Genomic DNA, 26,924 nt, shown 5'->3' with positions numbered 1-26,924 from the left:
CAGGAACAGCGAGTGGATGGCTGGCCATGACCGCGAGCCTACCGCCGCACCCCCGGAGCCCGGACGTCCACGCCGCCGAGCCCCGAGCCCCGAGCCCCGAGCCCCGAGCCCCGAGCCCCGAGCCCCGAGCCCCGAGCCCCGAGCCCCGAGCCCCGAGCCCCGAGCCCCGAGCCCCGACACAACTCCCGCGCCGGCGTGCCGGTCACGGTTCCCCGGCACCCGTCCACCCCGGCGGCGGAATCGGCGCCCCCGGCAACCGGACGACGGCCTCCGTGCCCCCGCCCGGGGCCGCCCTCAGCCGCACCTCGCCCCCCGCCTGCTCCACCGCCCGCTGCACGATCGAGAGCCCGAGCCCCGACCCGGGCATGCTCCGCGCGGACGGAGAACGCCAGAACCGGTCGAAGACGTAAGGGAGTTCCTCCTCGGCAACCCCGGGCCCGTGGTCGCGCACGACCAGGACGCCCTCGTCGAGCGAGACCTCCACCGTGCCTTCTTCCGGACTGAACTTGATCGCGTTGTCGAGCAGATTGACCACCGACCGTTCGATCCCCGCCGGCTCCGCCCGCACGTACCACGGCTGCCACCGTGCGACGACCTCCACCGAAGCCGCACGCAGCCGCACCCTCTCCACGGCGCGTTCGACGGCCTCGTGGAGCGCCACCACACCGGTCCGCGCCGCCTGCTCGGGGGAGGGCGCTGCGAGTTCGCGGAGATCCCCGATGAGCGTGTTGAGCTCCGTCATCTGCGCCGTGAGCGAGGCGAGGAGCTCCCTGCGGTCGTCGGGACGCAGCGGGCGCCCCGTCTCCTCGCTCCGGGCGAGGAGTTCGATGTTGGTGCGCAGGGAGGTGAGCGGCGTGCGCAGCTCGTGGCCGGCGTCGGCGATGAGCTGGCGCTGGAGTTCGCGCGAGGAGGCGAGTGCCTCCGTCATCGAGTTGAACGAACGGGAGAGCCGTGCGACCTCGTCGTCCCCCTCCACGGGGATGCGGACGGTGAGGTCCTCCGTCCTCGCCACGAGCTCGACGGCGCCGGTGAGCCGGTCGACGGGTCGCAGCCCCGCGCGCGCCAGCACAACGCCCGCACCCGCGGCGGCGAGCACCCCGGCGCCCCCCACCGCGGCGAGGAAGAGCGCCAGCCGGTTGAGCGACTCGTCCGTCTCGGTGAGGGGCCGGGCGAGCGAGACGGCGAGGCTGGTGCCGGGCACGGGCGTCGTGTGGACGCGGTAGTCGGCGCCGTCGCCGCTCTGCGCGTCGTGGAGGGATTCGTGCGACTGGCGCCGTGCGACGTCGGTGTCGTCCTGGGTGACGTCGAGCTCCTCGCCGACGAGGACGCAACTGTTCCCCGCCTCGTCGACGGCCTGCACGGTCGCGCCGAAGGGGTTCGGCGCCTTGGTGTCCGGCGGCGTGCACTGCCCGGAGCGCACCTGGTCGATGACGGTCTGGGGGGAGACGGCCGTCGTACGCAGCGAATCATCGAGGGAGTTGACGAGCTGCGCCCGTACGAGGAACCAGCAGGCGGCGGCGGACGCGGCGACGGCGAGCGCCACAGTGAGCGCCGCAAGCGTCGCAAGCCGCGCGCGGAGCGGGCGCCCCCTCCCGAGTGGCACCCACCGGAGCGCGCGCCGCAGCGCGCCCGAACCGGCCGGCGCCGGACCGGATTCCGGCTCGTCGGGCCCGGCACCGCAGCGGTCGTCCTCGGCCCCCGGGGCGCCCGAGCCGTCGGGCGCCGACGGAGGCGCACCCTCCCCGCGCTCGCCGTCGCTCACCCGAGCCCCTCGCGCAGCACGTACCCCACCCCGCGCACGGTGTGCACGAGCCGCGGTTCGCCCCCGGCCTCCGTCTTGCGGCGCAGATACATCACGTACACGTCGAGGGAGTTGGAGGCCGGCTCGAAGTCGAACCCCCAGACGGCCTGCAGGATCTGTTCCCGCGTCAGGACCTGCCTCGGGTGGGACAGGAACATCTCCAGCAGGGTGAACTCCGTGCGCGTCAGCTCGACGGGGCGGCCGTCCCGGGTGACCTCGCGCGTCCCGAGGTCCATCCGCAGCCCCCCGAAGGAGAGGGTCTCGGGCGCGGCCGCGCCCGCCGCCGCCTGTTCCTCCGCGTAGGAGCGCCGACGGAGCAACGCACGGACACGCGCGAGGAGTTCGTCGAGCTCGAAGGGCTTGACGAGATAGTCGTCTGCGCCCGCGTCGAGACCGGTGACCCGGTCGCCGACGGTGTCACGGGCCGTCAGCATCAGCACCGGCACCCGCTCGCCGGCGCCCCGCAGACGGCGCGCGGCGGTGAGGCCGTCCATCAGCGGCATCAGCACGTCGAGGACGACGAGGTCGGGGAGGTCGGCGCGGTCGGCCCTGGCAGACCGCGCCGGCGGCTCCTCGATACCCATGCGCTGGAGCGCCTCGTGACCGTCGGCTGCCGTCTCCGTGCGGTACCCCTCGAACTCCAGGCTCCGGCGCAGGGCTTCGCGCACCGCCGGCTCGTCGTCGACGATGAGAATCTTCGCGGCTGCCATGGGGACAGCCTCCCACCGCGGCAGCAGCGGTTGACTCACCCCTGGCCGCGCAGGTCGCCGAGGAGCTTCTCGACGTCGTCGACCGGGATCGCGAACCCGAGCCCGACGCTCCCCGACGAGGTGCCCGCGGACTGCCCGGACGACGAACCGGCCGCGTACATCGCCGAGTTGATGCCGACGACCTTCCCCGACATGTCGACGAGCGCCCCGCCGGAGTTGCCGGGGTTGAGCGAGGCGTCCGTCTGGATCGCCTTGTACGTCGTCGTCGAGCCGTCGACGCCGCCGTTGTACTCGCCGCCGCCGAACTCGAACGGCCAGTGCTCCTGCCCGCTCTGCTCCCCCTCCGAGCCCTTCGGGACCGTCACCTCGCGGTCCTTGGCCGAGACGATGCCGCTGGTCACGGTCCCCGAGAGGCCCTCGGGCGAGCCGATCGCGACGACCTGGTCGCCGACGCCGAGCGCGTCCGAGTCGCCGAGTTCGACGGGCTCGTAGTCGCCGTCACCCTCCGCTTCGAGGAGGGCGAGATCGTGGTCGGCGTCGGTGCCGACGACCTTGGCCGTCTCGGTCCGGCCGCCCTCGAAGGTGACCCGCACCTGGTCGGTACCGGAAACGACGTGGTTGTTGGTAAGCATCTCGCCGCCCTCGCTGATCACCACCCCCGAGCCGGTGGACTGCCCCCCGGAGCCGGAGGCCTTGATCTCCACCACCCCCGACCGCACCGACTCCGCCACCTCGGAGACGCCGCCGACGGACGAGGCGTTGTCCCCCGAGGCCACGGGAGCCGCAGCCGAAGACCCGCCGTCGCCGACGAACTGTTGCAGCCCGACGGCTGCTCCCCCACCGACCATCGCCGCACCGACGGCGACGGCGGCGAGGAGCGCGATCGGACGGCGCCTCGTGCGCCGGGCGTGCGCCGCCCCCTCGAAGGGTGCGTATCCGGGCGGCGGCTCCGCGTCACCACCTGCCGACGGGAACGGCGCGGTCGGGGACTGCTCGTCGAACGGGGGCTGCTGGCGGGTCTGGTGTCCGGACTCGTGTGCACTCATACGACCGAGCCTGCGGCGCGACCATGAGAACCCGCTGAAGACGCCCTGAAAAACCGCGAAGTACTCCGCCGCCCGGCCGGAGCTCCCCGGGACGGCCCAGGCTCGGCGCGCCTACCGCGGCCCGCCGCTCGGCGTCGGGCACCCGCACGACCTGCGCACCACGAGCCCCGAGGGGAACTGGCGCACCCGCCCCTTGCCCGTGATGCCGCCCCCTCGGGCGCCGGGCACGCGCAACGAGTCGTCGAGGACGAGGTCGACGGCGGCCTTCGCCATCGCCTCGCGGTGGGAGCCGACGGTGGTGAGCGGCGGATCGGTGAGCGCCGCCTCCTTCACGTTGTCGAAGCCGATCACGGCGAGGTCCTGCGGCACCTCGAGGCCCAGCTCCCGCGCGGCACGGAGGACGCCGATCGCCTGGTCGTCGGTGGAGCAGAAGAGCGCCGTCGGGCGGTCCTCGCCGGCGAGCAGTTCGAGCGCGAGGAGGTAGGTGTCGTAGCGGTTGTACGGGGCCTGGAAGAGCCGGCCCTCGGTGGAGCGTCCCGCCTCGGCCATCGCGCGCTGCCACCCCTCGACGTGATCGGTGACCGGGTCGCCCTGCGGGGGCGTCGAATCGACGCCCCCGAGGCAGGCGACGTACTCGTGGCCGTGCTCCAGCAGGTGACGGGTGGCGAGTTGGGCGCCGCCGGTGTCGTCGAGGACGACGGCGACGTCGTCGATCGCCTCGGGACGGCGGTGGAGGAGGACGACGCGGGCGTCCCAGGCGTCGATCTCGGTGGCGGCGCGCTCGCTCGGCCCCTGGCTGATGAGGATCAGCCCGGAGACGCGCATCCCGAGGAAGGCGCGGAGGTAGTGCACCTCGCGGCCGTCGAGGTAGTCGGAGTTGCCGACGAGGACCATCTTTCCGCGCTCGGCCGCGGCCTGTTCGACGGCGTGTGCCATCTCGGCGAAGAAGGGCTGACGGGCGTCCGGCACGACCAGGCCGATCAGATCCGTCCGGCGCGAGGCCATCGCCTGCGCGACCCGGTCGGGCCGGTACCCCAGCTCCTGGATGGCCGCGAGGACGCGCTCCTTCGTGGCCGGCGCGACGGGCCTCGGACCGTCATTGATCACATAGCTGACGACCGCGGTCGAGGTCCCCGCCAGCCTTGCCACGTCGTCCCGCGTCACCTTGGCCACTCGGCCAGTCTACGCGGGATGCGTCATCCCTTCGCCCTGCGTGCGGGCGCCTGTTCGGCGTCCGGCGCCGCCTCCTCGACGGCCTCCTTCGCGAGCTGCGTCGCAGCCTCCGCGACCGTTCCGCCGCCGGCCGCCGACCGCCGGCCCGCCGCCTTCTCCCCCTTCTCGGGTGTGACGAAGCGGTACCCGACGTTGCGCACCGTACCGATGAGCGACTCGTGTTCGGGCCCGAGTTTGGCGCGAAGCCGTCGCACGTGGACGTCGACGGTACGGGTGCCGCCGAAGTAGTCGTACCCCCAGACCTCCTGGAGCAGTTGGGCGCGCGTGAAGACCCGCCCCGGGTGCTGGGCGAGGTACTTCAGGAGCTCGAACTCCTTGAAGGTGAGGTCGAGGGTGCGGCCCTTGAGCTTGGCGCTGTAGGTGGCCTCGTCGACGGAGAGGTCGCCGTTGCGGATCTCGGTCGGCCCCTCGTCGACGGCGATCTGTCTGCGGCCCATCGCCAGCCGGAGCCTCGCCTCCACCTCGGCGGGGCCCGCCGTGTCGAGCAGGACGTCGTCGACGCCCCACTCCGCCGTGACGGCGGCGAGACCGCCCTCGGTGACGATCAGCAGCAGCGGACTGCCCGGGCCCGTGGAGCGCAGGAGCTGGCAGAGCGACCGCACCTGCGGAAGGTCCCGCCTGCCGTCGACGAGGATCACATCGGATTCGGGGGCGTCGACGAGCGCGGGGCCCTCGGCGGGCACGACGCGGACGTTGTGCAGCAGCAGGCCCAGTGCGGGGAGGACCTCGGTGGACGGCTGGACGGCGTTGGTAAGGAGCAGCAGCGAACTCATGCGCGGGCGCCCTCCCCGTGGCTCGTATGGTGTGCGGTCCTGCGGTCGCGGGTCGATGCGTTTCGCTTGCCCATCGGGGTCCCTTCCCCGGCCCCCTCTGAGAGGGGCCGCCCAGGCGGAAATCTGGGGTTCGGCTGCACTGCTTCGTACTCGTCGCCGCTCACGGGGCGCAGGTGAACCGGCGTCCATTTTATGCCGCTTCGGCGCGGTACCGCCCGGGAGGAGCCTCCTCCCGGAAAGCACAAAAGGACCCGGGGGCGACGCTGCCCGAGTCCTTCTGCCGAGCAGAATAGCGGACATGGACGACGCAGCCGAGTGTGAGATCGATCGCCTTCGCAGCGAACCGGCCACGGAGCGTGGCGACTTGCCGCCCTCCGCACCGCCTCCGCACCTCCGACGCCGGCTCGTCACCGCGGACGGTGTCGACCTCGAGGCCGCGTACTTCGACCGCGCGGACCACGTGCACGCGCCACCCGCGCTCGTCCTCGCGCACGGCTTCACCGGCGCCCTCGACCGTCCCGCTCTGGCACGGGCCGCTCGGCTGCTCTCCCGGTACGCCTCGGTCGTCACGTTCTCCTTCCGGGGCCACGGGCGCTCCGGCGGCCGCTCCACCGTCGGCGACCTGGAGGTCCACGACCTCGCAGCGGCCGTCGCCTGGGCCCGCGAGCTCGGCCACGAGAGGGTGGCGACCGTGGGCTTCTCGATGGGCGGTTCGGTGGTGCTGCGCCACGGGGCTCTCGTGGGCGCCGACGAGCGCACGGGCGCGGACGCCGTCGTCGCCGTGAGCGCCCCCGCTCGCTGGTACTACCGCGGCACCCCCTCGATGCGACGGCTCCACTTCGCCATCCAGCACCCACTGGGCCGGCTCTTCTCACGATACGGACTAGGGACTCGCGTCCGCGCCGGCGACTGGAACCCCGTGCCGCTCCCGCCCGTCGCCGCGGCCCCGCTCGTCGCGCCGACCCCGCTGCTCCTCGTCCACGGCGACCGCGACCCCTACTTCCCGCTCGACCACCCCTGCTCCCTCGCGGAGGCCGCCTCCCCGGACCACACGGAACTGTGGATCGAACCGGACTTCGGCCACGCGGAGAACGCGGCGTCCGCCCCGCTCCTGCACCGCATCGGGGAGTGGACGACGCTGCACACAGCAGCGGGATCCCGGGCGGATGCGGCGGCCGCGTCGCGGAGGGGCCATGATGGGCGCCCGCGCACCGACGCGGCCCCGGGCAACCACACGGACTGAGACGGACTGAGAGGGACGACCATGCCGAGCGGCACGATCCGCTACTGGGCGGCGGCGAAGGCCGCCGCCGGCACCGCGGAGGAGCGGTACGAGGCGGCGACGCTGGCCGCCGCGCTCGACGGCGCCCGCGCCCACCGCAGCGACCGGCCGGAGTTCGCGCGGGTGCTGCTGCGCTGCTCGTTCCTGGTCGACGGGGAGCAGGTGGGCGCCCGCCCGCACGACAGCGTCGAGCTGCGCGAGGGCAGCACCGTAGAGGTCCTCCCGCCGTTCGCCGGAGGTGCCCGATGACCGGTCACCCGCATCCCGGACCGCTCCCGCCCGAGGGCGGGCCGCAGAGCGCGGTCACCGCGCCGCAGGCGCCGGACGCGACCCCCGACGCCGCGCCGCCGCAACCGCGTTCGGGCGGACGCCACGTCGCGACGCGTGCGCCGGGGGCGCCCGGCTCGCCGCTGATCGCGCCGGGCATCGCGTCGGCGCTGTGCACCGCCGGGCTCGCGGCGCTGCTCGCCGCGGGGGCGCAGCCGGGCCTGCCCGCGCTCGCCGTCGCCGTCGTGCTGCTCCAGGCCGTGACCGCGGCCGGCTGGTACCGGCTCAACGGGATGTGGCCGGCGCGGCAGGGGATCGCGCTCGTCTTCCTCTCCGCGCTCGTCGCGGACGGCGGGCTGCTCCTCGCCGGTGCCGAACGGGCACCGCTCGTCATCCTCGGGACGCTCGGCGTGTGGCTGCTCCTCGCGCTCGCCGCACGGCTGCGCGACCGGTCGGGGCCCGACGAACGCCTCTACGCGCTCACGGCCGACTGCACTGCGACCGTCGTCACCCTGCTCGCCTCCGGATACCTGCTCGCTCCGCGGGACACCGTCGTCGTCACGGTGATCGCCGTAGCGGGCACGGCGGTTGTGCGTGCCGTGGTGCCGGGGGTCGCCGGGATTCCGGTCGCCCTCCTCGCCGGTGCGGCCGCCGGCTGGGGCATCGGTGAGCTGACGGGGATGGGGGCGCCCGGTGCGGCGCTCGGGTTCGCGGTGGGGGTCGCCGCGCTCCTCGGGCTGCGGGTGGCGAGCTACGACTTCCCGTCGCGGTTCGTCCACATGACGGCGGGGGTGGCGCTGCCACTCGCCTGTGCTGCGCCCGTAGCGCACTTCCTCGGCTCCGTGCTCGGCTGAGCGCTCGGCCGACCGGGGAGCGTCGCGCGGTGTCATCAGCTCCCTGACCCGCGCGTCCGCCGGCTCGGTTACGCTCGCGGCAGCCGAGAGTATGGGGGAAGCAACCGCGATGCGCGCACTTCGCATAGTCCTCGTCGTCCTCGTGGTCCTGGCAGGACTCGCCGTCGGGGCCGACCGCCTGGCGGTGAACCTCGCCGAGGACGAGGCTGCCGACAAGGTCCAGGAGCAGATCGAGGGGCACAAGTCGGTCGAGGGCAACGTCGACACGTCCGTCTCCATCAACGGATTCCCCTTCCTCACGCAGCTCGCCTCCCGAGAGTTCGGCGACGTCGATTTCGAGCTCAAGGGGCTCACGACGGGGGCGGGCGACCGCAAGATCACCATCTCCAAGGTCGACGTCCACGGCGAACAGGTCCGCACCAACGGCGACTTCAGCGAGGTGACGGCGGACCGCGCCCGCGGCAAGGCACTCATCAAGTACGACGCCCTCTCCTCCGCCGCCGGCGAGGGCACAAGCGTCGCCTGGGCGGGCAAGGACGACCCAGAGAAGGTGAAGATCACCAAGAAGGTCCCGGTGGTCGGCTCCGTGACGGTGATCAGTTCGGCGACGATAAAGGACAAGCACACCGTCCGCCTCAACGCCGACGAGATAAAGGGCGAGGGCCCGCTCGGCATGGCCAAGGGCGTCCTCGACCGCCTCGTCCGCGACCGGATCGACGACGACTGGGACTTCGACGCCCTCCCCTCCGAACTCAAGCTGGAGGAGGCCCGCCCCACCGAGGAGGGCATCGTCGTGACCCTCAGCGGCAAGGACGTGAAGTTCACGGGGTAGGACGGTTGGTGGGCCGGGTCGGCTACTGCGTGAACTCTTCGTCGTCGGGGCAGAGTTGGTCGTGGCAGCGGGCTGGGTGAACTGCTTGCGCCGGGAGGAAGGTGGGCTTCTGTCCTCTGTGTGCATATTGCCGGATTCTGCGGAAGTTGCTTGGGATCGGCTTCCCGACCGATGAACGCGCAGGTCACGGAGGGTGCTCCCCGCGCGTGCGGGGGTGGTCCCCTGGCCATGGGCGTACCGCTCGCCCAGACCAGGTGCTCCCCGCGCGTGCGGGGGTGGTCCCCAGCCCCGGGGGGCAGCTTCGTCGCCGCGCTCGTGCTCCCCGCGCGTGCGGGGGTGGTCCCGCCGCCGCGGTCTGCCCCCGGCGCCGAGTGGAGTGCTCCCCGCGCGTGCGGGGGTGGTCCCCAGTACAGCTCTCGGTACTCCGCCAGCGCCATGTGCTCCCCGCGCGTGCGGGGGTGGTCCCACACCCACAACCCGCCCGTGGACCCCGTGGAGGTGCTCCCCGCGCGTGCGGGGATGACCCCGCCCAGCAAGCACCCGACGTGAGCCGACCCAAACGGCGCCCCCTCGTTATCTTCTATGCGGTCCTGCAAGAGGGCTGCTGGCTTCCGGGCCCGGCATGGCTGTTCCCCCCTGTCGAACCGATGACCTGGGGGGTGGTGCCACCGGGCCCGAGAGGCGCCGTTGGAGACGCTGATGAGAGGTCCGACTACCGCCCCGCCGAGCGCAACGCCCGGCACTACGCGGGCGGCAGGTCTGCATAACGTGGATGCGCGCACGACGCCAACGCCCGGGCCAGCACCGCACGATCCCGTTCGGGAGGACGGCTTGAACGACCGCGACGAGATAGGCGTCTTCCTGGGCCTGGATGTCGGCAAGACGGCTCACCTCGGCCACGGGCTCACCCCGGCCGGCAAGAAGGTCTTCGACAAGCAACTGCCCAACACCGAACCGAAGCTGCGGGCCGTCTTCGACAAGCTCCGCGACAAGTTCGGCACTGTCCTGGTAATCGTGGACCAGCCCGCCTCGATCGGCGCCCTCCCGCTCACCGTCGCCCGCGACGCGGGCTGCACGGTCGCCTATCTGCCGGGCCTGTCGATGCGGCGGATCGCCGACCTCTACCCCGGCGAGGCCAAGACCGACGCCCGCGACGCGGCCGTGATCGCGGACGCCGCCCGGACCATGCCCCACACCCTGCGCTCGCTGGAGGTCACCGACGAGATCACCGCCGAGCTGACCGTGCTGACCGGCTTCGACCAAGACCTCGCCGCCGAAGCCACCCGCACCAGCAACCGGATCCGCGGCCTGCTCACCCAGTTCCACCCCAGCCTCGAACGAGTCCTCGGCCCCCGGCCCGATCATCAGGCCGTGACCTGGCTGCTGGAACGCTACGGCTCCCCGGCAGCCCTGCGAAAGGCCGGACGCCGCAGACTTGTAGAGCTGATCCGGCCCAAGGCCCCACGCATGGCGACCCGGCTGATCGACGACGTCTTCGACGCACTGAACGAGCAGACCGTCGTGGTCCCGGGCACCGGCACCTTGGACATCGTGATCCCGTCGCTGGCCCGCTCGCTCGGCGCCGTTCACGACCAACGCCGCGCCACGGAAACACAGATCAGCGCCCTGCTGGAACAACACCCTCTTTCCAAGGTCCTGACCTCGCTACCGGGGGTCGCGGTCAGGACCGCCGCAACCCTGCTGGTCACCGTCGGCGACGGCACCAGCTTCCCCTCCGCCGCCCACCTCGCCTCCTACGCCGGCCTCGCCCCAACCACCAAGTCGTCCGGCACCTCGATCCACGGCGAACACGCACCCAGAGGCGGCAACCGCGTCCTGAAACGCGCCATGTTCCTCTCCGCGTTCGCCGCCCTGCACGATCCCGCCTCCCGCACCTACTACGACAAATGCCGGGCCCGAGGAAAAACCCACACCCAAGCGCTTCTCCGCCTGGCCCGACAACGCATCAACGTGCTCTTCGCGATGCTCCGCAACGGCACCTTCTACAAACCCCGAACGCCTCGCCTCACTTGACGAAAGACAAAGAGGCACCCCCCCACCGCGACGTCCCACTGCGCGAGACACCCCGTCCGGATACCAGGGCCAGGAGCCCCCGGACGCCCCACGCAGACCCCGGCATCGCACCCCGACAAGCACCCGAATCTCAAATCCCGGTCAAAAGATTCTCACCATCCGGATCGCCGGTGACACGGTCCCCGCTCCCTCCTTACGATCGGGGGCATGAAGCCACAGGCGGACCTCACCAAACGACGGGCGGTCGATCTCTGCCGCGTCGCCGCCATGCTCTGTTCCGCGGCCCGCTGATCGGCCGCAGCCGGCCGCGCGCGCAGCCCCTCGCAGTCCACGTCCGGGAGCGGGCGGGTCTGCGACCGGTGTGATGTCGTGCGGAAGCGGCGTCGATCCCGTACCCGGCGTGTCCGGGCGGTCCGTCGCACCCACGACCGTGCGGGCCCGTCCGGCTGCGCATCCCGTCGCCCGAGACGGCGGCGGGCTCCACCGCTCCATCCCGTCAAGCCCTCAGGAGACAGCATGAGCCGCAGCGAGGTCCTCGTAGACGCCGACTGGGTCGAGGCGCGCCTCGACGACCCGAAGACCGTCCTCGTCGAGGTGGACGAGGACACCTCCGCCTACGACAAGAACCACATCAAGAACGCCGTCCGGATCGACTGGAAGCAGGACCTCCAGGACCCGGTCCGCCGCGACTTCGTCGACCAGGCCGGCTTCGAGAAGCTCCTCTCCGCCAAGGGCATCGCCAACGACGACACCGTCGTCCTCTACGGCGGCAACAACAACTGGTTCGCGGCCTACGCCTACTGGTACTTCAAGCTCTACGGGCACGAGGACGTGAGGCTCCTCGACGGCGGCCGCAAGAAGTGGGAGCTCGACTCGCGCAACCTCGTCGCCGAGGTGCCCGAGCGCCCGGCCACCCAGTACAGGGCGCAGCCGCAGGACTCCTCGATCCGCGCCTTCCGCGACGAGGTCGTCGACGCCATCGGCAGCAAGAACCTGGTCGACGTCCGCTCGCCCGACGAGTTCAGCGGCAAGCTGCTCGCGCCGGCGCACCTGCCCCAGGAGCAGTCGCAGCGTCCGGGCCACGTGCCCTCGGCGCGGAACATCCCGTGGTCGAAGTCGGCCAACGACGACGGCACCTTCAAGTCCGACGAGGAGCTGAAGGAGCTCTACGAGGACGCAGGCGTCGACCTCGGCAAGGACACCATCGCGTACTGCAGGATCGGCGAGCGTTCCGCGCACACCTGGTTCGTCCTGCACGAGCTGCTCGGCCAGCCCAACGTCAAGAACTACGACGGCTCCTGGACCGAGTACGGCTCCCTCATCGGCGTCCCGGTCGCGGTCGGCACCGAGGACTGAGCAACCGGCGGCCCGCGCCCCGCGGGCCGCCGGACCCACCGCGGCCACGAAGAGAGAGGCTTCATCCCCATGTGCGGAGCACAGGCAGGCGGGCCCGACCCGTCCACCGCCAAGTTCGGAGAGACCACGATCCAGGGCAACGTGACCAAGGACGGCGAGCCCGTCACCGGTTACGTCCGACTCCTCGACGCCACAGGCGAGTTCACCGCCGAGGTACCCACCTCGGCCACGGGACAGTTCCGCTTCTACGCGGCCGAGGGCACCTGGACGGTGCGCGCGCTCGTCCCCGGCGGGACGGCGGAGCGCAAGGTCGTGGCCGAGCAGGGCGGCCTCGCCGACGTCGCCATCGCGGTCTGACGCGGCTGCGCCGAGGGCGGCGTCCCACGGGTTGGACGCCTGGGGCGCCGCCCTCGGCGTGCGACACCGCGCCCGCGTGCGGAACGGGGCGCGCGGTCGCGAACTGCCGTACCTGCAAGGGCTCGTGAGCGGCGCGCGCGGGGCCCGGCCGTAGGCTGGGGCGCATGGCTGAGACTCCCCCTCCCGCCGCCGGCGGCAAGAAGCTCGTGATCAAGGTGACGGCAGGCGCGGACGCCCCCGAGAGGTGCTCGCAGGCGTTCACGGTCGCCGGCGTCGCCGCGGCGAGCGGGATCGAGGTCTCGCTGTGGCTGACGGGCGAGTCGTCGTGGTTCGCGCTCCCGGGCCGGGCGGCCGAGTTCGAACTCCCGCACGCGGCACCGCTCCCCGACCTCATCGCCGGTATCCAGGCGGGCGGCCGGATCACCCTGTGCACCCAGTGCGCAGCCCGCCGCGGCATCGTGGAAGCGGACGTGCTCGACGGCGTCCGGATCGCAGGCGCCCAGGTCTTCGTCGCCGAGGCGACGGCCGACGGGGCACAGGCGCTCGTCTACTGATCCGTACGCGACGGGTCCAGCTCGCGGCGGTGCCCCGCCTGCCGGGGCTCACAGAGCCGAGCCGAAAGGCCGCTACTAGACTGCGGACGTCCGCCCACGTCCGTGGAACAACTGCACCGCCCAAGGGAGAGCCACCGTGCTTGAGGCATTCTTCACCGCTCTGATGGTCCTGGTCTGCGTCGGGACCGTCGCCTTCGCCGGCCTCACCCTCAAGAAGCTCTTCCAGGGCCAGCGCTGAGAAGGCGCTCGCAGCCGCCCCTGCCGCTCCCACAGAACGACTGAGTTCCCATGATCGAGATCCCGTCCGACCTCCACCCGGACCTCGTCCCGCTCGCCTTCCTCCTCGGCGACTGGACAGGCGCCGGCGTCGCCGAGTTCCCCGGCGCGGAGAAGTGCAACTTCGGCCAGGAGGCCAGCTTCCGCCACGACGGACGCGACTTCCTCGAGTACACCTCGCACAGCTGGGTGCTGGACGACGAGGGCGAGAAGGTACGTCCGCTGGAGACCGAGACCGGCTACTGGCGGATCGACTCCGAGCGCCAGGTCGAGGTCGTGATGATCCGCGACCAGGGCGTCGCCGAGGTCTGGTACGGCGAGCTCGCCGACCAGAAGCCGCAGGTCGACCTCGCCACCGACGCCATCGCGCGGACCGCCTCCGCGGACGAGTACAGCGGGGGCAAGCGCCTCTACGGCTACGTCAAGGGCGAGCTTCTCTGGGTGGGCGAGAAGTCCACCCCGCAGGTGCCGCTCCGCCCGTACATGTCGGCCCAGCTCAAGAAGACCGTCGACCCGAGCCAGTGGGCGAAGGACCTCGGGGACCTGCCGGACGACGGGATCGCCTTCTTCAAGTGACCCCGGGGCCGCTCGCGGCGTCCGGGAGGTCCTGCCGCGCACCGAACCCTCTTACACTTGCAGCGTGGCAACCACCGACTGGCAGAGCGATCTCCGAGCGCGCGGGTACCGGCTCACCCCGCAGCGCCAGCTCGTGTTGGAGGCCGTGGACAAGCTGGAGCACTCCACACCCGACGACATCCTCTCCGAGGTCCGCCGCACCGCCGGCGGCGTCAACATCTCCACGGTCTACCGCACGCTGGACCTGCTGGAGGAGCTCGGCCTCGTCTCCCATGCGCACCTGGGCCACGGCGCCCCGACCTACCACCTCGCCGACCGCCACCACCACATGCACCTGGTCTGCCGGGACTGCACCGAGGTGATCGAAGCGGACCTCGCGGTGGCCGAGCCGTTCACGGCGACGCTGCGCGAGACCTTCGGCTTCGAGACGGACATACGGCACTTCGCGATCTTCGGCCGGTGCGCGGAGTGCGCACGCAAGGCCGCGGAGGAGTCGTCCGACGGTACGGGCCCGGCGGCAACGTCGCAGGTCCCGACGGGAGAAGGGGCCGATCGTCACTCGAAGACGGCCGGCCGCTCGTCGTAGGGTTGTCGTATGGCCTTCAACAGTCCGAGTCCGCTGCTCTCGCTGCCAGGCGCCGTCGCAGCCGAGGGCCCCGACGAGGGTGTCGCCGCGCACTACGGCGACCTCTTCAAGGAGCAGCGTGCGCTCGCCGACGGCACCGGGTTCGTCGACCTCTCGCACCGCGGCGTGATCACCGTCTCAGGCGAGGACCGCCTCTCCTGGCTGCACCTGCTCCTCACCCAGCACGTGAGCGACCTGCCGAGCGGCCGCGCCACCGAGGCGCTGGTCCTCTCCGCGCACGGCCACATCGAGCACGCGCTGTCGCTCGTGGACGACGGCTCGACCGTCTGGATCCACACCGAGCCCGGGGCGCAGGAGAGCCTGCTGGCGTACCTGGAGAGCATGCGGTTCTTCTACCGCGTCGAAATCGCCGACCGCACCGAGGAGTTCGCGGTCGTCCAGCTCCCCGCCGGCTCGATCGCCGAGCCGCCGGAGGGCGCCACGGTGCGCGAGACGGCGTACGGGCGCGACCTCTTCCTGCCCCGCGCCGAGCTGCGCTCCTTCGCGGAGGCGTACGGGCCGCCGGCGGGTGTGCTCGCGCACGAAGCGCTGCGCGTCGAGGCCTACCGGCCGCGGATCGGGATGGAGACCGACCACCGCACGATCCCGCACGAGGTGGGGCTCATCGGCTCTGCCGTCCACCTCGACAAGGGGTGCTACCGCGGCCAGGAGACGGTGGCGCGGGTGCAGAACCTCGGGAAGCCGCCCCGGCGGCTGGTCTTCCTCCACCTCGACGGGAGCGAGGTCTCCGTGCCTGTGCACGGGGACGCGGTGCGCCTCGCCGAGGAGGGCGAAGAGGGGCGCAAGCTCGGCTTCGTCACCACCTCCGCGCGCCACCACGAGCTGGGTCCGATCGCGCTCGCGCTGATCAAGCGGAACGTTCCGGTGGACGCCCGCCTCATCGCGGGGCCCGAGGCGACGGCGGCGGCCCAGGAGGTCGTCGTAGCACCCTGAGTCGGTTGCGGCGCGTACGGTTCCGATGCGTACGCGCCGTTCTCATACGTCGAGCAGGACGGTGAACGGTCCGTCGTTGGTGAGCGAGACGCGCATGTCGGCGCCGAACCTGCCGGTGTGCACCTCGGCGCCCAACGCGCGCAGCGCGTCGGCGACTTCGTCGACGAGCGGCTCCGCGACGTGGCCCGGTGCCGCGGCGCTCCAGGTGGGGCGGCGGCCCTTGCGGGCGTCACCGTAGAGAGTGAACTGGCTGACGACGAGGAGCGGCGCTCCCGTGTCGGAACAGGACTTCTCATCGTGAAGAATGCGAACCGTCCATAGCTTCCTGGCCAGTTGGGCAGCTTTGGCCGAAGTGTCCTCATGTGTGACGCCGACGAGGACGCACAGGCCCTCACCGGCGAACTCTCCCACCGTCGCGCCGTCCGCGACGACGCTCGCGCCGTCGACCCGCTGTACCACCGCTCGCATTCGGCCATCATGCAACGCACTCCGGGGGCGCGGGGGCACGGGGGGCGCGCTGCCGCCGTATGGGTGCCGCAGCCTGCGGCGGGCAGTGATGGAGTGGCACGATGCGGTGACGCGGCGCGAACGGCTGCTGCCGCGCAAGGGGATGAGGGGACACCAGCCCATGAGCACAACCGGAGCCGGCAGGACGCCCAGCGGTGTACCGACGGCCCGCACCGGCACGATTCCCGGCGACACCCGCGCGAGCGGACCCGTCAGCGCCGGCTCGGTCGCACCAGGCGCGAGCGGCCCGGGCAGCACACCTTCCGAGGACGCCCCCGACGTGCGCTTGCTGCGCCTGCCCGAAGTGCGCCGGCTGCGCCGCGCGGCGCAGCAGGACGAGGCGGACCTCAGCTACCTCCGCCGCCTCCTCCAGGGCCGGATCGACATCCTCGCCGCCGAGTTGGCCCGCCGCAGCGAGCCCGGCTCCTGCCTGCTCGACCAGCTCCCGCAGATCCTCACCGACACCCCCTCCGCCCACCGCACCTCGGCGCGTCACGTGACGCTGCGCGCACCACGCGGCGCGGAGTACCGCAAGCTCGCCGAAGAGATGCTCTCCGAGGTGGAGTTGAGCGACCTCGCGGCCCGTACGGACGGGGAGCTCCGGGAGGCGATGGAGCGTCTGGTCCAGCGGGAGCAGCGGGTCTCGCAGCGCAGGCAGTCGCTCCAGCGGACGGCCGACGGGTGCAGCAGGGAGATCGCGCGCCGTTATCGCGAGGGCGAGGCGCAGGTGGACGACCTGCTCTCCTGAGGCCGCGCACCTCGCCGTTCGGCGACGGGTTCAGGATGGTGGGGTAGCCGAACCGTCGAAGGGTGCGCCGATGTCCACTTCCCCGTCCTCCGTTCTCCTCGCCGAGGTCGTCCGCTCCGACTTGGTCGAGGGGCGGCACCGGGGCTCGGCCGTGGTGCTCGGTGCCGACGGGAGCGTGGAGCGGGAGTGGGGCGATCCGGGGGCGCCCGTCTTCCCGCGGTCGGCGAACAAGCCGTTCCAGGCCGCCGGGATGCTCAGCGCCGGCCTGCGGTTGGAGGGCAGGCGGCTGGCTCTGGGGGCAGCGAGCCACTCGGGCGAGCCGTTCCATCTGGAGCTGGTGGAGCGGATGTTGGCCGAGTACGGGCTCGCGGAGGAGCAGCTCGGCTGTCCTCCCGACCTCCCGCTCGACGCGGAGGAGGCGGAGCGCTTCCTCGCCGCGGGGCGGACACGCTCGAGGATCGCCATGAACTGCTCGGGCAAGCACACCGCGATGCTCGCCGTCTGCGCCGAACGCGGCTGGCCGACGGAGGGGTACCTAGCCCCCGACCACCCCCTCCAGCGGGGCATCCGCGCGACTCTGGAGTCCGCCGCCCAGGAGCCCGTCGCGCACACCGGCGTCGACGGCTGCGGCGCCCCGCTCCTCGCCGTCTCCCTCACCGGCCTCGCCCGCGCCTTCCGCACTCTGGCGACGGCCGACGCGGGCACCCCCGAGGGGCGGGTGGCCGACGCGATGCGGGCGCACCCCGAGTACGTCGCGGGCACCCGGCGGCACGACACCTGGCTGATGCGCGAACTCCCGGGCGCCGTCAGCAAGATGGGCGCCGAGGGAGTGCAGGGCTTCGCGCTCCCCGACGGCCGCGCGCTCGCGTTCAAGGTGGACGACGGCGCCGCGCGCGCCCTCGGCCCCGTGCTCGCCTCGCTGCTGCGGGGCGCGGGGGTCTCGGGCGAGGTGCTGGAGCAGGTGGAGCGCCAGCCGGTGCTCGGCGGCGGCGGGACGGTGGGCGAGGTGCGGGCCGTGGTGTGAGGGCGCGCGCGGAAAAGGAGGTGCGGGGGTGGTGGGGCGTCCCTAGGGTGACGCCATGCCGACGAGAACCGCCTCCGCCGTCGCCCATGCCCCTGACCCGGTCGTCCGCACGGTCGCCGAGGAGGAGTTCGCCGAGTGGCTGCGGGGCACGAAGCTGGGGTTCCACCGGCTGCCCGAGGTGTCGTCCGAAGAGCTCGCCGCGCGCCTCCCGCACGTCGAACTCGACCGCACCTGGGGCGCGTTCGAGGGCGCTCGCGCCGTCGGCGCGCTGCGGACGATGCCGCGGCGGCTGACGGTCCCCGGCGGCGGCGAGCTCCCCGCGGACGCGGTCACGCAGGTCTCCGTCCTGCCGACGCACCGCAGGCGCGGCCTGCTCTCGCGGATGGTCGCGGAGAGCCTCGCCGCCGCCCGCGAGCGCGGTGACGCCTGCTCGATCCTCGTCGCCGCCGAGTACCCGATCTACGGCAGGTTCGGCTTCGGGCCCGCCACCGCCTCGACCGAGTTCGAGGTGGAGATCGCCCGCTCGGGCCTCGACCCGCGGTACGGCGGCCCGGAGGACGGCGCGCGGGTGGAACTCGTCGACGCGCAGGAGGCGTACACGCTCCTCCCCGAGGTCTTCGACCGCTTCCGCTTGTTGCCGGAGCGCCAGGGCGCCATCGACCGCCCCGACCACCGCTGGCAGACGCAGCTCGCCCTCGCCCGCTTCCCCGGCACGGAGCGCACGCCCACACTCCACGCCGTCCACCGCGACGCGTCGGGCACCCCGCAGGGCGCCGTCGCGTACACCGTGGACGAGCACTGGGAGGCGAAGCTGCCCTGCCAGACGGCGCGGGTCCACGACCTCTTCGCGGTGACGCCCGAGGCCGAGCGGGCGCTGTGGCGGCACGTCCTCTCGCTCGACTGGGTCGCGCAGGTCCGCTCCGGCACGCGCGCCCCCGACGACGTCCTGCCGCTCCTCCTCCCCAACCCGCGCGCCGCGAAGACGCTGGTGCACGCCGACTTCCTGTGGCTGCGCCCGCTCGACGTACCGCGGATGCTCGGCGCGCGGCGCTACGCGGCGCCCGGCTCGCTCGTCCTCGACGTACGGGACGCCGCAGGGCTCGCCGGCGGCAGGTTCCGACTCGACGCGGGCGCGGAGGGCGCCGTGTGCACACCCACCCGCGAGGAGGCGGAACTCTCGCTCGACGTCGGGGAGTTGGGCGCGCTCTACCTCGGCGGCGAGTCCGCGGTGCGGCTCGCCTCGGTGGGCCGGGTCGGGGAGGAGCGTGCCGGTGCGGCCCTCGCCGCCGATGCGCTCTTCCGGACCTCCCGGCAGCCGTGGTGTCCCGACCTGTTCTGACACCTCGGGGGTCGCCCCACAGGACCCGTTCGGTCGGACGGCTGTACGGCGCGCCGGCACCGGGCAATAGTTGTAGCGGCCACGTCCCGGCTGCGAAGGACCTCTATGCGCGATCTCCTCGACACGGCGAAGTGTGTGCTGCTCGTCCTCGAAGGCCCCGTCTGCCGACTCTTCTCCCCCACGGCACGGCGCGAGTTGGCCACCGCCCTCGACGACCTCGTCCGCGCGGCAGGCCACCCGCCGCTCGCCCGCGAAGACCCCTACGAGACGCTGCGCGCCGCGCTCGCGGAGCCGACGCTGCGACGCGACGGCACGGCGGACCAGGTCGCGGCGGCCGTCGAGCGCGCAGAGCACGCCGCCGCGCCGCTCGCCTTTCCCGCGCCGTACAGCGACACGCTGCTGCACACCCTCGTCGCCACGGGACGCCGGCCGGCCGTCGTCACGGACGTCGGCGAGGAGGCGGCGGCCCGCTACCTCGACGGGCGGCGCCTAGGCCACCTCCTCGCCGGGCACCTCCACGGACGCCGGGGCACGGGACCGCTGATGCCCCATCCCGGATGCGTCGCACGCGCGTTGGAGGCCGCGGGTGTGCACGCGGCGGACGCGCTGCTCGTCGGCGGGACGCCGAAGGCGCTGGAGGCGGCCGAGGCCGCAGGCGTCCCCTTCCTCGGCTGCGCCAGGGGCGACGAGGAGCGGGAGGCGCTCACCGCGGCGGGGGCCGAGAGGAGCGCGGCGTCCCTGCGCGAAGTGGTGCAGGCGATCGATCCAGGAGCGCACGTCTGAAGCTCCCACGGATGTTCCGTTGGTGTGCGGGCAGGCGCACGGCACGCCTCCGCGACGGGGGCGCGGTGGCGCGTACGCTCCGGGCGCCGGCGCGTACGTAAGCTGACCGTCGGCGCACGGCGGCGGTGCCGTGCGCCGAGCCACCGAGGAACGGCGCGTGACCGCGTCACAAGGGAGGACGACCGCCTTGACCGACGCCCCGACCCCCGAGAGCAACGAGCCCGCGCACGACCCCGAGGTGCTCGAACTCGCCCAGCGCGTCTTCGACCTGGCGCGGAAGGGCGACTCGGCGACCCTCGCCGCCTACGTCGACGCGGGCGTCCCCGTCAACCTCACCAACGACCGCGGCGACTCCGTCCTCATGCTCGCCGCCTACCACGGCCACGCGGAGGCCGTGAGCGCCCTCCTCCAGCGCGGAGCCGACCCCGACCGCGCCAACGACCGCGGGCAGACGCCTCTCGCCGGCGCCGTGTTCAAGGGCGAGGAGGAGGTCGTACGCGTCCTCCTCGATGCCGGGGCCGATCCGGAGGAGGGACAGCCCTCGGCCGTCGAGACAGCGCGGATGTTCGACAAGTTGGAGCTGCTCGACCGGAGTTGAGGGGGCTCGGCGCCGGGTTCGAGAGCCTCCTCCGCAACGCCCGCCACATGCCGGCGAGTGTCCCGGGTCCCCGCACGGCAGCCGCCCGTCCGAACTCCTCGGCCGCCGCGTGGAGTTCGCCACGCGGCGGCACCGGTCCGCGGTACGACACGGGGCTAGCTGAGCCGCGGGCCGCCGGCCGCCGTCGGCGAACCGCCGGCACCCACCACCGTCGGCGAACCGCCGACGACATCGGCCACCACACACGCCACGTTGTCGGGGCCGCCCGCGGCGTCCGCGAGCCGCATCAGCTCGGCCACCGCCTCCGACGGCTCGGTGTGCGAGGTGAGGGCCGTGCGCACGCGCCACGGTGGGACGGCCGCACCGAGGCCTTTCGAGCAGAGCAGGAACCGGTCGCCCGCGCGCGTTTCGTGGAGGCCGAACTCCGCGTCGTACGAGGACGCGTCGGCTCCGGTCGTCAACGCCCTGAGCAGCAGCGTGCGCTGCGGGTGGGACTCCGCCTCCTCCGGCGTCAGCTCGCCCGCGCCGACCAGCGCGGCGACGTGCGTGTGGTCCTCGGTGAGCCTGCTGAACCTGTCGCCGCGCAGCAGGTAGGCGCGTGTGTCGCCGATGTGGGCCAGTGCCAGGCGGTCCCCGGCGAGGAGCAGCGCGGTGAGCGTCGTCCCTGCGTCTGCCGTGTCGGCTGCGCCGTCGGACGTGGCGCGGGCGGCGGCCGAGGCACGGTCGAGCAGCAGGCGCAGCGTCGCCAGCGCGCCCTCGGGCGCCGCGGGCGCCTCGCCGGAGGCGAGCGCGTCGACGGCGGCGCTGCTCGCCTCCCGGCCGAGCGGCCCGAAACCGTCGGCTACGGCGAGGAGTCGGGCGTCGGCGTACGCGACGTCCTGGTTGCCCGGGCGTTCGCGGCCGGTCGCGGATGCGGCGGCGTAGCGCAGGGTGAGCGGGGTTTCCCTCTCCCGGAATGCGGTCATCGGCTCTGCCCTTCGTGTCAGTTCGTCGACGAGGAGAGAGGCGAGGTCCCGCCAGGCTGCGTGCGCCGCCTCGCGCTCCGACCGGAACGCACGGACGGCGCCCGCCTGTTCGGCCGGAGGCAGGTCGCGCAGCTCCGTGATCCGGGCCAGCGGCATCCCGAGCCGGCGCAGCCAGGCGACGAGCCGCGCCTCGGCCAACTGGCTCTCGGCGTAGTAGCGGTAGCCGGTGGCCGGGTCGACGTGGGCGGGGCGTAGCAGCCCGGTGCCGTCGTAGAGGCGGAGCGCCTTCTGCGAGAGGCCCGCGGCGCGGGCGAAGGTACCGATCGTGAGCAGTCGCACGCTTTTCCCCTCCTCGTTCCCGGGCTTCGGGCCCGGGGACGCACACGCTGCGGGCTGCCCCAGGGGAAGAGTCAACGGTTCAGGGCTTGCGGGCGACGGCGCCGTAGAAGGAGACCTCCGCGTCGTTCAGCTCCGGCCGCTCCTCCGGTCGCCACCGGTGCACCAACTGCACTCCGGGGTCGAGGAGTTCGAGGCCGTCGAAGAACCTCGCGAACTCCTCCCTGGTACGCCCCTGTATGTGGTTGCCGCCCCGCCGGTACAGCTCCTCGATGCGGCGGCCCTCCTCCGGCGCGAGGTCGTTGGTGGCGTGCGAGAGCACGAGGCAGCTCCCGGCCGGGAGGCGCTCCACCATCGTGCCGACGAGGTCGTGCGGGTCGAGTTCGTCGGGGAAGAAGTGGAGCAGGGCGACGAGTGAGAGGGCGACGGGTTGCGTCAGGTCGAGGACGGCGCGGACGCGTTCGTCGTAGAGGAGGTCGTCCGTGCGTACGTCCGACTCGACGTAGGCGGTGCGGCCCTCCGCTGTGCCGTGCATCAGCACGTCGACGTACTCGAGGACCATCGGGTCGTTGTCGGCGTAGACGACACGGCACTCCGGCGCGACCTGCTGTACCACCTGGTGGAGGTTGGGCTCCGTGGGGATGCCGCTGCCGAGGTCGAGGAACTGGCGGATGCCGTGCTCGGCTGCGAGGGCGCGGACCGCCCGCTGCATGAAGGCGCGGTTCTGCCGCGCCCCGGTGCGGGCGAACGGAACGGCCCTGAGCACCTCTTCGGCCGCCTCCCTGTCGACGCCGAACCAGTCCTTGCCGCCGAGGTAGTAGTCGTACATCCGCGCCGGGTGCGGGCGGGTGGAGTCGATCTCCTGTCGCGTCTCGGTCATATCCGCTCTCTCGTGGGCGACGTGGGCCTGCGCGGGGCCGGCCGGGTCCCGCGGAGCAACTCTCCCCGATCCTGGGGTCGTTGACGACGGTTTCCCGCACCTTCCCGACGCAGGCCTGCCCCGCGCTCAGCCGGCGGCCGCCTCCTCCAACTGCGCGATGTCGAGCCTGCACATGCCGAGCATCGCCTGCATCGCACGCTCGACCCGCTGCTGGTCGGCGTCGCGCAGCAGCTCCTTGAGCACGCGGGGCACGATCTGCCAGGAGAGCCCGTACCGGTCCTTGAGCCAGCCGCACTCCACCTCCTCGCCGCCCTCGGTGAGCGACGCCCAGAGCCTGTCGATCTCCTCCTGGGTGTCGCACTCGACGGAGAGCGACACCGACTCGTTGAAGCGGAACGGGACCTTCCCTCCATTGAGCGCGATGAACTGCCGTCCCTCCAGCTCGAAGACGATCGTCATCACAGAACCCGTTTCCCCCGGCCCCGCCTCGGGATAGCGCTGCACCTCCAGTGTGCGCGCGCCGGGGAAGAGCGAAGTGTAGAACTCCACGGCCTCCTCCGCGTCGCCCTCGAACCACAGGCAGGTCTTGATCTTCTGGTCCTCGTCGTTCCTGCTGCTCCCGGCCACTCGTCTCTCCTTCACGGTTTCGGTGCAAGCGCCGGCCCGGCGCCGGCCTCACCCTCTACCGACTGCCGAGGGGGCCGTGGGTCATCGCCCTATGCCCCGCGCGTTCCACCGCAACAGGCGCTGACGACGGGCGCCCGGCACACGCCGGGGCGCGCGGCAGGCGCCCACGCACTCGACACCGCCGTCCGGCCGCGTCGAGGCCGGCTGCCCCCATCCGGCCGCCGCCGCCCGCGAGTTCGACGCGTACCCGGAGCCGCACGGCAGCCGACAGCACCGCGGCTGGTGGCCCGCCGGCGTCGACGCTCCGTGCACGCAAGGGCGAGCGCGAGGGAGCGCCCCGCGTCTTCCGCCTCACGGGCCACGGGAGGGCGATCGCGGCGCCCCCTCCGCACCCCGACGCCCGCCGGGACGCCCTCCCGACGCAGCCCACCCCCGCTCGCCCACGACGGAGAGCCACAGCAGCCTCCACCCCGGGGCACCCGCTACAGTCCCGTCCATGAGCGACCGACCCGTATCCCCCCTCGGCACGTTCGACTCCGTCCAACGCGCCCTCGACGCGACCGAGATGCTCGCCGCGCCCACCGCGGACGCGCTGAAGAACTGGACCGCGTCCGACAGCGCCGAAGCGGCCCTCTTCGTCGACACCGACCCGGAGAAGGCGGACACGGCCGTCTTCTGCGAGACCTACGGCGTACCGCTGGAGGCGTCCGCGAACTGCGTCATCGTCGCCGCCAAGCGCGGCGGCGAGACCACCCTCGCGGCATGCGTCGCGCTCGCCCACACCCGCATCGACGTCAACCGCGCCGTCCGCAAGCACCTCGGCGCGCGCAAGGCGTCGTTCGCGCCGACGGAGACGGCCGTCGAGGAGACGGGGATGGAGTACGGCGGCGTCACACCGCTCGGACTGCCGCCGGAATGGCCGCTGTTGATCGACGAGGAGGCGGCGCGTGCCCCGTACGTACTCGTCGGCAGCGGCCGCCGCCGGGGCAAGCTGATCCTCCCCGGCGGCGCACTCGTCCGGCTCCCCGGCGCGGAAGCGGTGCCCGGGCTCGCGGGCTGACGCGGCACCTCGCCCTCCTGCGACCGGGGCAACCGCGCTCCGACGCCGGGGAGTTCGGCGCACGAGCGGCGGCCCTGATCACACCCCCGTGCTCCCGTCGATCCGCTCCCTGAGCAGGTCGGCGTGGCCGCAGTGCCGTGCGTACTCGGCCGTCATGTGCGCGTAGATCCACCGCAGGCTCACCTGCGCCGCACCGAACGGGACCGTCTCGTCCAGCGCTCTTCCGGCGCAGTTGGCGCGCGCCCAGGCGATCTCGCCCTCCCAGATCGCGAGGGCGTCCTCGCGGGTGACCCGCTCGGAGAGCGTGAAGCCGCCGTCCGGCGCGGACGGGTCGGCGTCGGGCTCGTAGATCGGCGGTACCTGCTCGCCTGCCCATACCCGGCGGAACCAGTTGCGTTCGACCTCCGAGAGGTGCTGGACGAGGCCGAGGAGTGTGAGCGCGGAGGGGGCGGCCGAGGCGGTGCGCAGGTGCGTCTCGCTCAGTTCCGCGCACTTCAGCGCGAGCGTGGCGCGGTAGAAGTCCAGCCATCCTTCCAAGGTCGTACGCTCGTCGGCGGCGAGCGGCGGCATGGGGCGATCGGGCGGCGTCATGGAAACATCGTGCCAGGCGGGTACGACAGGCCCCCGGTTCAGGCGTCGCGCACCGCGAAGAGTGCGACCGTCTCGTACCCCATCGCCAAGCGCCCGCCCCAGGCGTCGATCGCCTCCGCCATCCCCGACAGCAGCGCCTCGCGCTCGTCCGGCTGCAACCGAAGGACGTCGCCGTGGGTGAGCACCTGCTCCAGCCACTCGTCGCGCGTGTACGGACGCTCCCACGCGACGCGCCGCTCCTCCGGAGCCCCGAACCCGCCCGCCTCGCGCAGGACTTCGACCGCCCGCGCGAAGAGCCGCGAGTAGCCGCCGAGGCTCTCCGGCGACCAGGGGTTGAACGGCGCCTCCGGCACGGCGCGGCGGTAGACCTTGGCGAAGGTTTCCGCCACCTCGGTCGAGGGGTTGAACGTGTTCCACACCGGCGCCAGCAACCCGCCGGGCACCAGCACCCTGGCGGCCTTGGCCGCGCCGACGGCGGCGTCCACCCAGTGCCAGGACTGCCCCGAGACGACGGCGTCGAAGGTGCGCCCCTCCGGCTCCCACTCCTCGAAGGCGGCCACCTCGACGTCGAGCCCCGCACGGCGCGCGAACTCGGCCATCCGCGCGTCGACTTCGACACCCAGCACCCGGCAGCCCACCGCCCGTAGCTGCTGCCCGAGGATGCCGGTACCCGTGCCGACATCGAGCACCGCCCTGCCCGGGCTCGCGGCGACGACCGCCGCCACGAGCGCGTCCGGGTACCGGGGCCGTGCACGGTCGTACCGCGCGGCGTCCTCGCCGAAGGACTCCGCCATGGGGTGGCTGCGGTGGGGTTCGGGTGCGTCGGTGGGAGGCATCCCGTCACTTTCGCCAAGCGGCGGAGGGGTTTCAAGCGCTTGCATCCAGCCGTTGTTCGCCGCCTGAAACGGCTCGCCCGTAGGCGACCGCGTCCCCATGGCCTGCGGCGTCCCGGGCGGGCTCGTACGTGGAGGACGGAAGGTTCGTCTCCGGAGACTTGTGCCGACAGAACGCTTGGAAGTGCCCACAAGATTACTCTTCTGCCATCATGTAGCCATGACTGAGATCGCCATCAGCAAGGCCCGTTCCGAACTCGGCGACCTGGTGCGTCGCGCCGCCCACAGTCGGGAGACCATCGCCCTCACCGATCATGGCCATGTGGCCGCGCTGCTCGTCTCGCCCCAGGTCATAGAGGACCTCGAAGACGCCCTGGCCCTCTCCGAGCGTGAGCGGCGCAAGGCGGAGGGCACTCTGGAGGAGGGCATGTCGCACCAGGAGGTCGGTCGCCTGCTGGGACTTCGTCCGTGACCTACAGCATCGTCTGGGAGCCGGAGGCCACCAACGCCGCCGTGCGCTTCCTGAAGGACGACCCCCGGGGTCTGACCGCTCTGTACGAGGCCGTCGACCTTCTGGCCGAAAACCCCCGTCCCGCCAACTCCACACCGCACGGCGGCACTTATCGACGCCTCCGGGTCGGCGACTACCGGGTGCTCTACCTCGTCGACGACGACGTGATCCGCATTCTCGTCACCCATCTCGGCCGCGCCGCCCGTTGAGCCCGCGACGTACGAGTGGTCAATGCATCCACCCTCGCCGCGACGCGACAGCGACGCGCTCGTAGACCCACGCTCCCCGGGCCAGGCTGAAGGGGAGTACCGGGTGCCGAACACTTATCGTGACGCCGCCACGGAGTGGACACCGGCAGAATTTGAGGCGCCCGCTCCGCGTCGGCAGGCGGTCCAGCGCGTGGCCGAAGCGCGCGTCGGCCAGCTCGTAGCAGGTGCGGCGGCCGTCGGGCACCGCGACGACAATCCCGATCTCGTACGGGCACGCCAGATGGTGCGGCAGCCGGGTACAGGAGACAGGAGACCCTGGAATCAGCACTTCGTGGACGCCTGGTTCGCTCTCCTCGAGAAGTCACTGCCTTGACCTTCGCCTG

At 72.7% G+C, this 26,924-nt stretch carries 31 protein-coding genes and 1 CRISPR repeat array; of the genes, 20 read left to right on the top strand and 11 right to left on the bottom strand.

Annotated features, from left to right (window positions below):
• Nucleotides 1-202 precede the first annotated feature (202 nt).
• The 5 genes from F603_RS0130845 to F603_RS0130825 all read right to left on the bottom strand — a co-directional run bounded on the left by F603_RS0130845 (nucleotide 203) and on the right by F603_RS0130825 (nucleotide 5,563).
• Nucleotides 203-1,762, bottom strand: coding sequence for a sensor histidine kinase (locus F603_RS0130845; protein WP_019549782.1), 1,560 nt, complete (start codon nucleotides 1,760-1,762; stop codon nucleotides 203-205).
• Nucleotides 1,759-2,511 carry a response regulator transcription factor gene (locus tag F603_RS0130840; RefSeq protein WP_019549781.1) on the bottom strand — a complete coding sequence of 251 codons (753 nt, stop codon included), beginning with the start codon at nucleotides 2,509-2,511 and terminating at the stop codon, nucleotides 1,759-1,761. Before F603_RS0130840 ends, F603_RS0130845 begins: the two co-directional genes overlap by 4 nt.
• A gap of 35 nt (nucleotides 2,512-2,546) precedes the next feature.
• A complete protein-coding gene (locus tag F603_RS0130835; RefSeq protein ID WP_019549780.1) occupies nucleotides 2,547-3,557 on the bottom strand; it encodes a S1C family serine protease in 1,011 nt (336 codons plus the stop codon).
• A gap of 111 nt (nucleotides 3,558-3,668) precedes the next feature.
• The gene (locus F603_RS0130830; RefSeq protein ID WP_019549779.1) at nucleotides 3,669-4,730 is read right to left on the bottom strand and encodes a LacI family DNA-binding transcriptional regulator; all 1,062 of its coding nucleotides are present in this window, start codon (nucleotides 4,728-4,730) and stop codon (nucleotides 3,669-3,671) included.
• Between the two features lie 23 nt (nucleotides 4,731-4,753).
• The gene (locus F603_RS0130825) at nucleotides 4,754-5,563 is read right to left on the bottom strand and encodes a winged helix-turn-helix transcriptional regulator (RefSeq protein ID WP_019549778.1); all 810 of its coding nucleotides are present in this window, start codon (nucleotides 5,561-5,563) and stop codon (nucleotides 4,754-4,756) included.
• Between the two features lie 298 nt (nucleotides 5,564-5,861).
• Here F603_RS0130825 and F603_RS0130820 point away from each other — a divergent pair, with 298 nt between their 5' ends.
• From F603_RS0130820 to ygfZ, 12 genes are all read left to right on the top strand, one after another.
• A complete protein-coding gene (locus tag F603_RS0130820; RefSeq protein WP_019549777.1) occupies nucleotides 5,862-6,806 on the top strand; it encodes an alpha/beta hydrolase in 945 nt (314 codons plus the stop codon).
• Between the two features lie 21 nt (nucleotides 6,807-6,827).
• Nucleotides 6,828-7,094 carry a MoaD/ThiS family protein gene (locus F603_RS0130815; RefSeq protein WP_019549776.1) on the top strand — a complete coding sequence of 89 codons (267 nt, stop codon included), beginning with the start codon at nucleotides 6,828-6,830 and terminating at the stop codon, nucleotides 7,092-7,094.
• Nucleotides 7,091-7,966, top strand: coding sequence for a hypothetical protein (locus F603_RS0130810; protein ID WP_019549775.1), 876 nt, complete (start codon nucleotides 7,091-7,093; stop codon nucleotides 7,964-7,966). Before F603_RS0130815 ends, F603_RS0130810 begins: the two co-directional genes overlap by 4 nt.
• 109 nt (nucleotides 7,967-8,075) lie before the next feature.
• On the top strand, nucleotides 8,076-8,798 hold the full coding sequence (locus F603_RS0130805; RefSeq protein ID WP_019549774.1) for an LmeA family phospholipid-binding protein: 723 nt from the start codon (nucleotides 8,076-8,078) through the stop codon (nucleotides 8,796-8,798).
• Between the two features lie 193 nt (nucleotides 8,799-8,991).
• Nucleotides 8,992-9,325: a CRISPR direct-repeat array (repeat unit 29 nt; unit sequence GTGCTCCCCGCGCGTGCGGGGGTGGTCCC).
• Nucleotides 9,326-9,629: 304 nt separating this feature from the next.
• Complete coding sequence (locus F603_RS0130800; RefSeq protein ID WP_019549773.1) at nucleotides 9,630-10,832, top strand: IS110 family RNA-guided transposase; 1,203 nt, start codon at nucleotides 9,630-9,632, stop codon at nucleotides 10,830-10,832.
• 207 nt (nucleotides 10,833-11,039) lie between these two features.
• Complete coding sequence (locus F603_RS36640) at nucleotides 11,040-11,123, top strand: putative leader peptide (RefSeq protein WP_420235649.1); 84 nt, start codon at nucleotides 11,040-11,042, stop codon at nucleotides 11,121-11,123.
• 225 nt (nucleotides 11,124-11,348) lie between these two features.
• Nucleotides 11,349-12,188 (top strand): sulfurtransferase, encoded by an 840-nt coding sequence (locus tag F603_RS0130795; protein ID WP_019549772.1) that lies wholly within the window; start codon nucleotides 11,349-11,351, stop codon nucleotides 12,186-12,188.
• Between the two features lie 69 nt (nucleotides 12,189-12,257).
• Nucleotides 12,258-12,545: a DUF1416 domain-containing protein gene (locus F603_RS0130790; protein ID WP_019549771.1), complete on the top strand. Its 288-nt coding sequence runs from the start codon at nucleotides 12,258-12,260 to the stop codon at nucleotides 12,543-12,545.
• Between the two features lie 164 nt (nucleotides 12,546-12,709).
• Nucleotides 12,710-13,099, top strand: a complete 390-nt coding sequence (locus F603_RS0130785) for a DsrE family protein (protein ID WP_019549770.1) — start codon at nucleotides 12,710-12,712, stop codon at nucleotides 13,097-13,099.
• A 288-nt stretch (nucleotides 13,100-13,387) separates the two neighbouring features.
• Entirely contained in the window at nucleotides 13,388-13,951 is a 564-nt protein-coding gene (locus F603_RS0130775) for a heme-binding beta-barrel domain-containing protein (RefSeq protein WP_019549769.1), read from the top strand.
• A 64-nt stretch (nucleotides 13,952-14,015) separates the two neighbouring features.
• On the top strand, nucleotides 14,016-14,537 hold the full coding sequence (locus F603_RS0130770; RefSeq protein WP_019549768.1) for a Fur family transcriptional regulator: 522 nt from the start codon (nucleotides 14,016-14,018) through the stop codon (nucleotides 14,535-14,537).
• Nucleotides 14,538-14,546: 9 nt separating this feature from the next.
• The gene (gene ygfZ, locus F603_RS0130765) at nucleotides 14,547-15,530 is read left to right on the top strand and encodes a CAF17-like 4Fe-4S cluster assembly/insertion protein YgfZ (protein WP_019549767.1); all 984 of its coding nucleotides are present in this window, start codon (nucleotides 14,547-14,549) and stop codon (nucleotides 15,528-15,530) included.
• A gap of 42 nt (nucleotides 15,531-15,572) precedes the next feature.
• On the opposite strand, the gene dtd is transcribed toward ygfZ, so the two are convergent.
• A complete protein-coding gene (gene dtd, locus F603_RS0130760) occupies nucleotides 15,573-15,998 on the bottom strand; it encodes a D-aminoacyl-tRNA deacylase (RefSeq protein WP_037957519.1) in 426 nt (141 codons plus the stop codon).
• A 160-nt stretch (nucleotides 15,999-16,158) separates the two neighbouring features.
• Here dtd and F603_RS0130755 point away from each other — a divergent pair, with 160 nt between their 5' ends.
• The 5 genes from F603_RS0130755 (at nucleotide 16,159) to F603_RS0130735 (ending at nucleotide 20,529) form a co-directional block, all read left to right on the top strand.
• A complete protein-coding gene (locus F603_RS0130755) occupies nucleotides 16,159-16,785 on the top strand; it encodes an RsiG family protein (RefSeq protein WP_026328866.1) in 627 nt (208 codons plus the stop codon).
• Between the two features lie 70 nt (nucleotides 16,786-16,855).
• Nucleotides 16,856-17,809 carry an asparaginase gene (locus tag F603_RS0130750; protein WP_019549764.1) on the top strand — a complete coding sequence of 318 codons (954 nt, stop codon included), beginning with the start codon at nucleotides 16,856-16,858 and terminating at the stop codon, nucleotides 17,807-17,809.
• Between the two features lie 55 nt (nucleotides 17,810-17,864).
• Nucleotides 17,865-19,148, top strand: a complete 1,284-nt coding sequence (locus F603_RS0130745; protein WP_019549763.1) for a GNAT family N-acetyltransferase — start codon at nucleotides 17,865-17,867, stop codon at nucleotides 19,146-19,148.
• 105 nt (nucleotides 19,149-19,253) lie between these two features.
• The gene (locus tag F603_RS35285; RefSeq protein ID WP_019549762.1) at nucleotides 19,254-19,931 is read left to right on the top strand and encodes an HAD family hydrolase; all 678 of its coding nucleotides are present in this window, start codon (nucleotides 19,254-19,256) and stop codon (nucleotides 19,929-19,931) included.
• A gap of 187 nt (nucleotides 19,932-20,118) precedes the next feature.
• On the top strand, nucleotides 20,119-20,529 hold the full coding sequence (locus F603_RS0130735) for an ankyrin repeat domain-containing protein (protein ID WP_019549761.1): 411 nt from the start codon (nucleotides 20,119-20,121) through the stop codon (nucleotides 20,527-20,529).
• Nucleotides 20,530-20,684: 155 nt separating this feature from the next.
• Here F603_RS0130735 and F603_RS0130730 read toward each other — a convergent pair whose 3' ends face one another.
• From F603_RS0130730 to F603_RS0130720, 3 genes are all read right to left on the bottom strand, one after another.
• Complete coding sequence (locus F603_RS0130730; RefSeq protein WP_019549760.1) at nucleotides 20,685-21,833, bottom strand: MerR family transcriptional regulator; 1,149 nt, start codon at nucleotides 21,831-21,833, stop codon at nucleotides 20,685-20,687.
• Nucleotides 21,834-21,912: 79 nt separating this feature from the next.
• Nucleotides 21,913-22,710: an SAM-dependent methyltransferase gene (locus tag F603_RS0130725; protein ID WP_019549759.1), complete on the bottom strand. Its 798-nt coding sequence runs from the start codon at nucleotides 22,708-22,710 to the stop codon at nucleotides 21,913-21,915.
• Nucleotides 22,711-22,836: 126 nt separating this feature from the next.
• Nucleotides 22,837-23,337 carry a VOC family protein gene (locus tag F603_RS0130720; RefSeq protein WP_019549758.1) on the bottom strand — a complete coding sequence of 167 codons (501 nt, stop codon included), beginning with the start codon at nucleotides 23,335-23,337 and terminating at the stop codon, nucleotides 22,837-22,839.
• A 496-nt stretch (nucleotides 23,338-23,833) separates the two neighbouring features.
• Between F603_RS0130720 and F603_RS0130715 the strand changes: the two genes are divergently transcribed.
• On the top strand, nucleotides 23,834-24,397 hold the full coding sequence (locus F603_RS0130715) for a YbaK/EbsC family protein (protein WP_019549757.1): 564 nt from the start codon (nucleotides 23,834-23,836) through the stop codon (nucleotides 24,395-24,397).
• Between the two features lie 78 nt (nucleotides 24,398-24,475).
• Here the strand turns inward: F603_RS0130715 and F603_RS0130710 are convergent, their stop codons facing one another.
• Both F603_RS0130710 and F603_RS0130705 read right to left on the bottom strand, forming a co-directional pair.
• Nucleotides 24,476-24,988 (bottom strand): DinB family protein, encoded by a 513-nt coding sequence (locus tag F603_RS0130710; RefSeq protein ID WP_026328865.1) that lies wholly within the window; start codon nucleotides 24,986-24,988, stop codon nucleotides 24,476-24,478.
• A gap of 38 nt (nucleotides 24,989-25,026) precedes the next feature.
• Nucleotides 25,027-25,824, bottom strand: coding sequence for a class I SAM-dependent methyltransferase (locus F603_RS0130705; protein WP_019549755.1), 798 nt, complete (start codon nucleotides 25,822-25,824; stop codon nucleotides 25,027-25,029).
• A 217-nt stretch (nucleotides 25,825-26,041) separates the two neighbouring features.
• On the opposite strand from F603_RS0130705, the gene F603_RS0130700 reads away from it, so the two are divergent.
• Nucleotides 26,042-26,293: a type II toxin-antitoxin system Phd/YefM family antitoxin gene (locus tag F603_RS0130700; protein WP_019549754.1), complete on the top strand. Its 252-nt coding sequence runs from the start codon at nucleotides 26,042-26,044 to the stop codon at nucleotides 26,291-26,293.
• The gene (locus tag F603_RS0130695) at nucleotides 26,290-26,541 is read left to right on the top strand and encodes a type II toxin-antitoxin system RelE family toxin (RefSeq protein WP_019549753.1); all 252 of its coding nucleotides are present in this window, start codon (nucleotides 26,290-26,292) and stop codon (nucleotides 26,539-26,541) included. The genes F603_RS0130700 and F603_RS0130695 overlap by 4 nt, the downstream gene beginning before the upstream one ends.
• Nucleotides 26,542-26,924: the final 383 nt, after the last annotated feature.

This window comes from Streptomyces sulphureus DSM 40104 (assembly GCF_000381025.1).
GTDB classification, from domain to species: Bacteria; Actinomycetota; Actinomycetes; order Streptomycetales; family Streptomycetaceae; genus Streptomyces; species Streptomyces sulphureus.
This window is presented reverse-complemented; position numbering and strand designations above follow the sequence as displayed.